We start from the raw sequence: 9,257 nt of genomic DNA, 5'->3' as shown, positions 1-9,257 counted from the left end.
CCAGAAACCCTAGGTGGAAAGGATGAATACAAAAATCTCCAACTTCTTCACCGACATTGCCATGATGTAAAAACTGCTAGCGATGGTAGCCTCGGTACCTATGACAAAGGCCAAATTGTTGAGGAGTCGGATGAGGTGAAAATCTCAAGTCCGGTTCTGAAGACGAGTAGTTCTGGTGACAGAATTGCTTAGTTTAACACCGATAAGTCAACCCTAAAAAATAGGGAGGTTTGGCTCAAGAGTTAACCTTGTTTAAAATTGCTCGGCAAAATGCCCCTAGGGGAGGCACGGAAATTAACCAAGGAATGGTGCTGTGACTCATATTTTTTTATTACAACCTGGTCGTTGGGTTATGGAAGGCAATTGGCTCGAACGCAATGGGATGCCGATTACCGTGAAGGGGAAAACTTTGGTGGCCTGGAATCGGGAAACCTGGTTTAATATGGTGACCAAGCTGATATTTCCGGGTGGCGAACGCGAAGATATTACTCTGCAGTATCGGGGACGCTTCGATATCAGCGATCGCGTCTACAGCTTCGTCCTTCAACACAGCGAACTCGGACGGGTGGAAGGAGAAGGATGGATTGCCCCGGAAACCATCGTTCAGCGCTATTGGGTGTTGGGAAGTACGAAGCAGCGCCACAGTGGGTTTGATACCCTACACCGCCTGGATAACGGCAGGTACTATCAATCTAGCGTGATTTTGGCGGGTCACTACCTCAGCAGCGCGATGGAAGCGACCCTGAACCGTTTGCCTCAGTAAGCGAAGCGAATTAGTGCCGATAGGGGAAAAAGATGACCGGTTCGCAACTGCGGCGCAGAACCTCAGCAGTAAAGCTGGGGAACCAATCCCACAACTTACCCAAGCTGTGGGACGCCAGGGCGATCGCGCAGATATCCGACTTCTGAGCTAGGTCTAAGATATCAACCACTGGCTCTCCCAGGCGGACTTCTATATCCACTTCAATGCCGAGCTGTTTTAATTCTGCCTCGATGGGGGCTAACTTTTCGTGGGCCTCTTCGAGTTTGTAGTCTTTGGGCACTTTTCGCAGCACCCCCGCATCGATGACCCAGGCCAGCATACAGCGTTCTAGGGACCCCGACGGACGGTTCTGGGCATAGTGCTTAAACTGTTCGAGGAGGGTTTTTGACGCTTCGCTGTCGTCATAGGGAATTAAGACATAGCGCAACAGGTGACGACAGCGCAGATTCAGTTCTTCCGCCGTCAACGCTGAAAGCAGGGAGTTGGGAAGGGTCATCAAGGGGATGGGGGTCCGTCCCGACAGTTCGAGGGTGGTACTGCCAAAAAGTCGCTCGCTGAGCAGATTGCGGTTGGATGCTCCTTGGATAATGACCTCGCTGTTGTAAGTTTGCGCCACCTTGAGAATGTTGTCGGTGACCGAACCGGAAACCACTTCCACCGCGACTTCGAGTCCTTCTGGGACTTCATTGAGAATCGGGTTCAAGCGATCGCGGGCCTTCTGCATCCCTTCGGTGTCTTCCCGAGGAATTTGTCCTTTTGTCCACAGGGGAGTGCTGTGCAGAAATACGATCTGCTCCATGCCGCCGGCTGCTAAACTGGGCAAAAAATTCCCCAAGCGAGGCAAGCCGTCCGATAAATCCGTACTGATTAAAACGCGCTTAAACATTCGTAAAATTTCTATTCTGTGCGCCATCGCCGGAAAGCTGGGATGTTCTGTAGAGGATTCGGATTGGCAAAAAGTGCCGATTGAAGGCCACGCTTTACCGCTTTTCGGCTGCAAACGCCGATCGCGATCGCGTGGCAATCTCTACCCGAGGTGAGTGATTCTCTACAGAGCTGATTGATGCCCAATCTTTCTGTATCAAGATTTTACCATTGCGATTGGATGTGGCGATCGCTTCAGGATTTGGTTTCTACTTGCCTGACTATAAACAATACTCACCCCTCATCCCTTGGTGGCTACTGGGTGGGGCAACTCCCTCGACTCGGGCAATTTACTACTCTAGCGCCAGAGGATTTATTTCTGTTCTGTGAAAATTCGAGCGGTAGGGAGCTGTAGCCTGGGCATTGCCGAAGGGCTTCCAGATGACGAGCTTGCTGTAGGGCGCCAATGCCCACCCTACCCTACTAATGGAGGATTGCCAGACGATTTATTTCTGTTCTGTGAAAATTCGAGCGGTAGGGTCGATCCGGCGGTACAGTTATGAAGCGATCGCACACCCCGGAATTTTCCCCCTTTGCCAGAATTTCTTCTCAACCCCTTCTCCCCCGGGGAAGAAATTCTCGACTCGAATAAATAGGATTTATATTTCTAATCGCGCCCGCCGAGAAAACGCTTCCCGGACGATGAAATCTTGACCCTGATGTAGATTCCAAAACCCCCTTGCCTTCCGAGGGTCGCGATCGAAAGCCGCATCCCATACAAGTTGACGCCCCATCATCCCCAGCTCCTTTCCCGTTAAGGAACAAAGCAAGAGACGGAGGTCGCCCACTATGGGACTAATGGGAATCGCAATTAAAAGCTCGGCCCTTGTTCTAGACCCCACTTGTGCTTCAAAAATTCCTGGTACATGGTTTCGCGCAGCATCATCTGTTTGTACAGTTCCTTGAGGAAATGTTGCGCTTGTTCTTGGCTCATTTTTTCCACCTGGCTTTCAAAGGCACGCAGGCTAAATTTTTGTTCTAAAGAAAGTTCGACGGGTTGGTTCATTTCTGACCTCCTCATTTATAGATTTTCCGGGTTCAACAACACTCAAGAGCCGCTTTGAGTGGTTGATGCGAGTTTATTTCGCCGATCGCCCGTGGCTTTCAGGATTGTCCCTACCACGGATTGTCACCCGCTTTGTTAAAAATTATAACAATTGGTTGACAAAACGACCACTGCGATCGGTAGGGGTTTGTCTGGAAAATATGACATATGCGATGCCAGCAAAGCGGCAACATGCGATCGCAGACAGATCTAGCAAGTTATCGCCACTCAAATTGCTCGGATTGAACCAAATGAGTATTTTTCGAGATCGCACTGGCACTTGTGGCACTGACCGTAGCTCTAAGATGGCCGATTTTCCTGCCCCTTGTCCTCTGTCCCCAGGTCAGTTTTAAGAAGAGTTTTAGCTTGGTTAGCGGGTAAACTGACGCGGGTTTAATCCCTCCACAGAGCAGTTACCATCGAACCTGCAACGGGATAAAATAACCACAACCGTACCTGGGATCGAACTCAGGTACGGTTGTGGTTTGGGGGGCGAATTTTGGGTTTCGCCTCAAGAGTAATTGCAGGTGGGGCTTCTGTTCCGGTAGGGGTGAAGAGATCGCGGCTTATTTTGCCGTATCCTCCAAGGTGACGATCGCCACCGTAATGTTATCCCGTCCCCCGTTATTTTTCGCCGCCTTCACCAATTCCCTTGCCGCTTCTTCCCCAGAGAGCTGCGATGTTAACCGGGACGCAATCTCCTCCGCCGACAGTTCCTCGGTCAACCCATCGCTGCACAAAAGGAATCTGTCCCCCCCTTGCACGTCAATCTGTTGCACGTCAACCTGTTGCAGATCTTCGCGTCCCAAACATTGGGAAAGAACGTGCCGCCAGGGATGATTGCGGGCATCCTCCAGACTCAGGTGTCCCGCCTTGAGCGCCCGTCCCACCCAGGTATGATCTTCCGTAATTTGCTCCAGTCGATCGCCGCGCAGTAGATAGAGGCGAGAATCCCCCACATGCGCGCACCAAGGTTTATCCTCGCGAAACACCACTGCCACAGCAGTGGTGCCCATATCCGCACGTTCTGGATGCTCGATTTGGTCTTGAACGATCGCCTGATTGGCCTTAAAAAAAGCTTCCTCGAGCAAAGCGGGGGTCGTTTCAGAAGACGCCCAATGTTCGTCTAAATATTGTTCGATGGTTTTAGTGGCGATCCGACTTGCCTCTTGGCCGCCGGCATGTCCGCCCATACCATCAGCCACAATAAAAAATCGTCCGTCGGGATCGTCAATGTAGAAAGCATCTTGATTAACAGAGCGAACGAGTCCCGTATCCGTGAGACCCGCAAAAGATCGTTTCATAACTCAACTTACACTTAGCATGACAAATGACAAGACATTGGAATTATAGAGGGGGAGGGATTGAATTGCCGATCGCGGATGAGTGGCGATCGTCAAAGCGCGTATCCTCCCTTACAAATTAGCCCAGAATTAGAGATTACATCATTTTATCCGAGCGCTCGATTCGCATCATCAGGCGGATCAAACTACCGGCGAGAAAAATCGCCACCAAAGCCACCACCAAAGCCAACCAAATTTTATCGTTCACCAACAAAATCGTTGCCGACAAGGTAAACGCACTCACCAGTAACGCCAAATTGGTTCCCATTTGAACGTTGCCGATGCGCCGCAGCACCCGGTCTGTTTCGATCGAGCGCACCCGGATGCGGATATCGCCGCGTTCGAGCTTTTCGATGCTATCTTCAATCCGACCGGGCAGACCTAACGCCGTGGAACCAACTTGTGCCGCTTGCCGCCCGATTTCGTTAAAAATACTGTTGCGATCGACAGAGTTTCCATTGCTCATAATCTGCATTGCAAAAGGTTTCGCAACCTCCATAAAGTTAAACTCCGGGTCGAGACCCTTGCCCACGCCTTCGAGAGTGGAAAACGCTCGCATGACAAAGGTAAAGGTAGCGGGAAAGCGAAACGGCTGATCGTAGGCGATCGCATACAGGTCATCGCTAATCGCATTGACAGACTGTTCCTCAAACGGACTATCCATCAGATGATCCAGGATGTACTGAATCGATCGCCGCACCGGCCCCATATCATCCATCGGCGCTAACGCTTCCAACTCGATGAGGGTATTCACCACCTGTTCGGCATCTTTTTTAGCAATCCCAAAAAACAAATCGAGCAGCTTCACCCGCACGTCGGTGCGGATGCGCCCCATCATGCCAAAATCGTAGAAAATTAACGCCCCTTCTGGACTCACGGCAATATTGCCCGGGTGGGGGTCGGCATGAAAGAACCCATGATTGAGCAGTTGTCGCAAATAGGCTTCTGCCCCGAGTTGAGCCAATACCTTGCGATCGAGTCCCGCCGCCTCTAAGGCTTCATAATGGCTGATTTTAATCCCCGGAACGTATTCGAGGGTCAAAACCCGATGAGAAGAATACCGCCAGTAAACGCGCGGCACCTTCACCCATTTTTTACCCCGAAAGTTGCGACGAAAGGTATCGGCATTGCGACCTTCGTTGATATAATCGATTTCTTCATAGAGAATTTTGTAGCACTCGTCATAAATGCCCAACCAATCCCGACCCCGACCCCATTTGGGATGGTTCTGGAAATAGTGGGCAATGGTTTTGGCGATCGCTAAATCGATGCCAAACAAGCGCTTTAGTCCGGGGCGCTGCACTTTCACCACCACTTCTTCCCCGGAATGAAGTTGGGCTTTGTGAACCTGTCCCAAACTCGCCGCCGCGATCGGTACCGGATCGAAACTGCGAAACAGTTCCTCGACTCGGCGTCCGAAATCTGCCTCGACAATCGCCTCGGCTTGTTCGTAGCTAAAAGCCGGTACTTTATCTTGCAGCTTGGCTAGTTCTTCTACATATTCGGTGGGAAATAAGTCCGATCGCGTGGAAAATAACTGGCCTAACTTAATAAATGTCGGGCCGAGTTCTAGCAGGGACTCGCGAATCCAGATGGCTTGGCGTTGTCTGCGGGCTGCTTTTTTCTCTTCTGTAAAGCCGCCGCGATAGGTCCAAGGTTTGTTAATGTACCACAGACTCGCGAGAAACCGAAACACAAAATTCCAGATTTCGATTCGCCGTCGGTTCCGGGAATAATTGGGACGACTCCAGCGATACGCTTTGCTCTGATAAACCACGTTTTGGGGTTTTTTGGGAGCCGCAATAGCAGAGTTGTCGCCCCTGGGTAAAGCAGGGCGATCGGGAATGGGGTGACGTTGGATAGGATCCTCTAGGAGTTCAGACACTCGGATTTACAACTGTTTTTTCTAGCAATCAATTTTAAAAATTGGTGCGGGGAGTTCGCACCTCTGAAGGCGTTGCGATCGCTCGCTCTTTGCGATCGCCATTTCCTGCAATAGCGAGGCTCTCGCCCGGGAGTCTTCCCTTGTCTGAGGTAAGAAATAAGTCAGACAGGGAAACCCTCCCTACATCGAACGACTGCGATAAAGCTGTAACTGCGATCGCACTTGGGCAATTTCGGCTCGCAGTTCGTCGATCGTCGCTTGCAGATCCATCGTTTCAGTCGTTCCACTCCCGGAACTCTCCGGAGGGGAACTGGTCCACTCTGTGGTGCGTCCACTCTCGCGATTGGCGCGCTCCATCACTTCTTCGCTAAAGGCACGCAACCGCTCTCGCTGCTCGGCATCAAATTTACCAAGCTCGCTCAGGGCATTGGTTAGGGCTTTTTCTAATTGTGCGTTGAGGGCTTCGGCTAGGGCTCTGCCCACAAAGAAGGCATCGACTACGGGTTTACTCATCACCAGTTTTTGCTCGCATCCGCCAAAATTATAACGTGGTTCCCTTCTCGGATGCGTCGGTTCTCCAAAACCTACACACTTTCATTGGGCGGTTTCCCGCCAGAGTGCCCCGCTCTCCCCCCTCGTTCCTCTTGTCCTACCCCCCACTCAAAAGAGTTTAATCCCCACTTGTCCGTTTACCCCTCGGATGCTATGATAACCCGCCCCAAAGAAAAAATTGCCCTGGGGAAAAATTTGCACCCCCCCAGAAAAGGCAACCTCGGAATCGCTGGAATCGGGATCGTCATAAAGTCCCACTCCCACATATCCGGAAATCTGGTCTACAAATGGGGGAGTGATGAATTTCATCACATCTACCCCCACCGCCGTTTCTTCTCTTAACCCCAGTTCTACCCCAAATCCCAGCGCTCTTGCCCCCGCAGAAAAGGTGGCTTCGCTGTCTTGTACTCCCACCGAAACCCACGGTTGTGGCAATAATTGCGCGGTAGCAGGTTTCGACCCTAAGACGCTGCAAGTGCCGATTAATGCAGCACAAAAAATCAATTTTTTCATCGTTCGAGTTCTCCGAATTAAGAAGTAAGAAATGGGGAAAACCTGGTTCGCGCTCGAACCTAGAGGATACGGGGGAAATTTTTAATTCCCCATTCTCCATTTTTCATTTTAAATTTTTAATATCCGAGGGAATTTTATTGTAAAATAATCCGAGCCGCCCGATCGCAGACGCCCAGTTCTCCTAACGCCTGTCGCATCTGCTGATAGTCTGCCAGAATTTGTCTGCGTCGGTGGGAATTTTCCAGCAAATCCAGAGCTTCGCGAACGATATTGGCACTGGTGGCTTTATCTTGCAGCAGTTCCGGGACGATTTCCTTCATCAGCACTAAATTCGGCGGCGACATAAAGGGAATCGAAAAATGCAGAATATGGCGAGCGATCCAGGCGGTGAGGGGATGGACGCGGTAAATCACCACCTGGGGGACATTAGCTAAGGCAATTTCGAGATTAACGGTACCGGATTTAGTAATTGCTAAATCCGCCGCCGCGATCGCGGTTTGGGTTTGAGAACCGGGGAGAATTTTCGCGCGCCAACCGCACTGGGCGATCGCCGCTGCTATCGGTTCTCGATAGCATTCCAACGACAGGGGGATATAAAAACTCGCCTGGGGCAAACGGGAGTGAATTTGACGCGCCGCCTCCAACATTACCGGTAGTAAATATTTAATTTCTTGCCGTCGCGAAGCCGGTAGTAAGGCGATCGCCACTTCTTCCCCTGGGATGCCGAGGGTTTGACGGGCGCGATCGCGCTTTGGTGCCGCCTGCATCGAGTCCAGCAGGGGATGACCCACCCAAGTGACATTTGCCCCCTTGTCGCGATAGTAGCGAGCTTCTTGGGGGAAAATCGCCAACAGGCGATCGCAAATTTCGACAATTTTGCTGGTATTGCGATCGCCCAAAGACCACACCCACTCCTGGGGCGCAATGTAATACACCGTCTGTACCTGCGGCAAATATCGCTTTACAAAACTGCCGATACTCAAATTCGGACCGAGATAATCGAGAAACAAGATTAAATCCGGTGGATTTTCCCGCAGATATTGCTTGGCGCGACCCTGAAGCTGGAGGGTGGGCAAAATAAACGGCACCGATTCCACAATGCCCACGGATCCGATACGAGTGGTATCCCCGACGAGAGTGGCCCCAGCGCGAGCCATTTTCGCACCGCCTAAGGCGACAATTTTTAACGTGATGCCGATCGCCGCCGCCTGACGATAAAGCGCCTCGATCAGCATTGCCCCTTGTAAATCCCCAGACACCTCACCGGTGCTGATAAAAATCGTTTTCTGGGTTTGGGATTGGGTTGGATGTGTCATTAATTGCCTGCAAAGCTAAACGGCTAGCCCTCAATCCCGTTCACTGCGTCCCCGACGTCGGCCCGGAATCGGACCTCGGCGGTGGGGTTTCACAGATTCGTGGAGGAACTGGCGCAGGTGAGCGAGGTAGGGGAGATCGGGGAGTAAATTTAATTGAGCCAAGGACTCGGCGAAGGTATCGTCACTTCGGTAGAGAATCCGAAAGGCTTTTTTGAGCAGGCGAAGTTCTTCGGCGGACAAATCGGCGCGTTTGAGACCGATGAGGTTGAGCGATCGCACCCGGGAGGGATTGCCTTCCACGAGCATATACGGGGGCACATCGCGATCGATGCGCGACATGCCGCCCACCATTGACAACTCGCCGATTTCCACGAACTGATGAATGCCCAACACTCCACCAATTCTGGCGCGGTTTTCGATGCGAACGTGACCGGCGAGCTGCACGGTATTGGCAATCACCACGCCATCGCCAATCTCACAATTGTGAGCCACGTGAACGTAAGCCATCAGCAAATTGCGATCGCCGATCGCCGTAGCCTCACCCTCTCCCGTGGCGCGATTAATCGTCACATACTCGCGAATCGTATTCTCATCGCCGATTTTCGTGAAACTTTTCGCTCCATCGTACTTAAGATCCTGCGGTTCTAACCCGATCGCTGCCCCGGGAAAAATTCGGTTGCGTGCCCCAATCTCAGTCCAACCGTCGATGGTCACGCGATCGCCAATTTTCGTCTCCGGACCGACTTTCACCTGCGGACCGATCGCCGCATAGGCCCCCACTTCAACCGTGGGGTGAATTTCGGCCTCCGGATCGATAACAGCAGTCGGATGAATCAAAGTGTTCATCAGAAATTAGGGTTGGTAAGGGGGAGAACGGAAACCCTCGTCATTTATGCGTAGGGAGGAGTTCTCCCCC

The 9,257-nt window shown here is 51.7% G+C and carries 10 protein-coding genes; 2 read left to right on the top strand and 8 right to left on the bottom strand.

The window, feature by feature from the left end:
• The coding region (locus LKK83_RS27105; RefSeq protein ID WP_324634595.1) for an HNH endonuclease at positions 1–192 on the top strand (192 nt) is incomplete at its 5' end.
• 121 nt (positions 193–313) lie between these two features.
• Positions 314–763 (top strand): hypothetical protein, encoded by a 450-nt coding sequence (locus LKK83_RS27100; RefSeq protein WP_324634594.1) that lies wholly within the window; start codon positions 314–316, stop codon positions 761–763.
• 10 nt (positions 764–773) lie between these two features.
• On the opposite strand, the gene LKK83_RS27095 is transcribed toward LKK83_RS27100, so the two are convergent.
• The 8 genes from LKK83_RS27095 to lpxA all read right to left on the bottom strand — a co-directional run bounded on the left by LKK83_RS27095 (position 774) and on the right by lpxA (position 9,187).
• The gene (locus LKK83_RS27095; RefSeq protein ID WP_324634593.1) at positions 774–1,787 is read right to left on the bottom strand and encodes a universal stress protein; all 1,014 of its coding nucleotides are present in this window, start codon (positions 1,785–1,787) and stop codon (positions 774–776) included.
• A gap of 711 nt (positions 1,788–2,498) precedes the next feature.
• A complete protein-coding gene (locus tag LKK83_RS27090; protein ID WP_324634592.1) occupies positions 2,499–2,693 on the bottom strand; it encodes an NblA/ycf18 family protein in 195 nt (64 codons plus the stop codon).
• A gap of 605 nt (positions 2,694–3,298) precedes the next feature.
• Positions 3,299–4,036 carry a Stp1/IreP family PP2C-type Ser/Thr phosphatase gene (locus LKK83_RS27085; RefSeq protein WP_324634591.1) on the bottom strand — a complete coding sequence of 246 codons (738 nt, stop codon included), beginning with the start codon at positions 4,034–4,036 and terminating at the stop codon, positions 3,299–3,301.
• Positions 4,037–4,172: 136 nt separating this feature from the next.
• Positions 4,173–5,879: an ABC1 kinase family protein gene (locus LKK83_RS27080; protein WP_324634596.1), complete on the bottom strand. Its 1,707-nt coding sequence runs from the start codon at positions 5,877–5,879 to the stop codon at positions 4,173–4,175.
• A 261-nt stretch (positions 5,880–6,140) separates the two neighbouring features.
• On the bottom strand, positions 6,141–6,473 hold the full coding sequence (locus tag LKK83_RS27075) for a DUF6825 family protein (RefSeq protein WP_324634590.1): 333 nt from the start codon (positions 6,471–6,473) through the stop codon (positions 6,141–6,143).
• A gap of 147 nt (positions 6,474–6,620) precedes the next feature.
• Positions 6,621–7,025, bottom strand: coding sequence for a hypothetical protein (locus LKK83_RS27070; protein WP_324634589.1), 405 nt, complete (start codon positions 7,023–7,025; stop codon positions 6,621–6,623).
• 134 nt (positions 7,026–7,159) lie between these two features.
• Positions 7,160–8,341 carry a lipid-A-disaccharide synthase gene (gene lpxB, locus LKK83_RS27065; protein ID WP_324634588.1) on the bottom strand — a complete coding sequence of 394 codons (1,182 nt, stop codon included), beginning with the start codon at positions 8,339–8,341 and terminating at the stop codon, positions 7,160–7,162.
• A gap of 30 nt (positions 8,342–8,371) precedes the next feature.
• Positions 8,372–9,187, bottom strand: a complete 816-nt coding sequence (gene lpxA, locus LKK83_RS27060) for an acyl-ACP--UDP-N-acetylglucosamine O-acyltransferase (protein WP_324634587.1) — start codon at positions 9,185–9,187, stop codon at positions 8,372–8,374.
• Between the last annotated feature and the right edge of the window lie 70 nt (positions 9,188–9,257).

Origin of the sequence: Phormidium sp. CCY1219, from assembly GCF_035615515.1 — a bacterium.
Lineage (GTDB): Bacteria > Cyanobacteriota > Cyanobacteriia > Cyanobacteriales > Laspinemataceae > CCY1219.
This window is presented reverse-complemented; position numbering and strand designations above follow the sequence as displayed.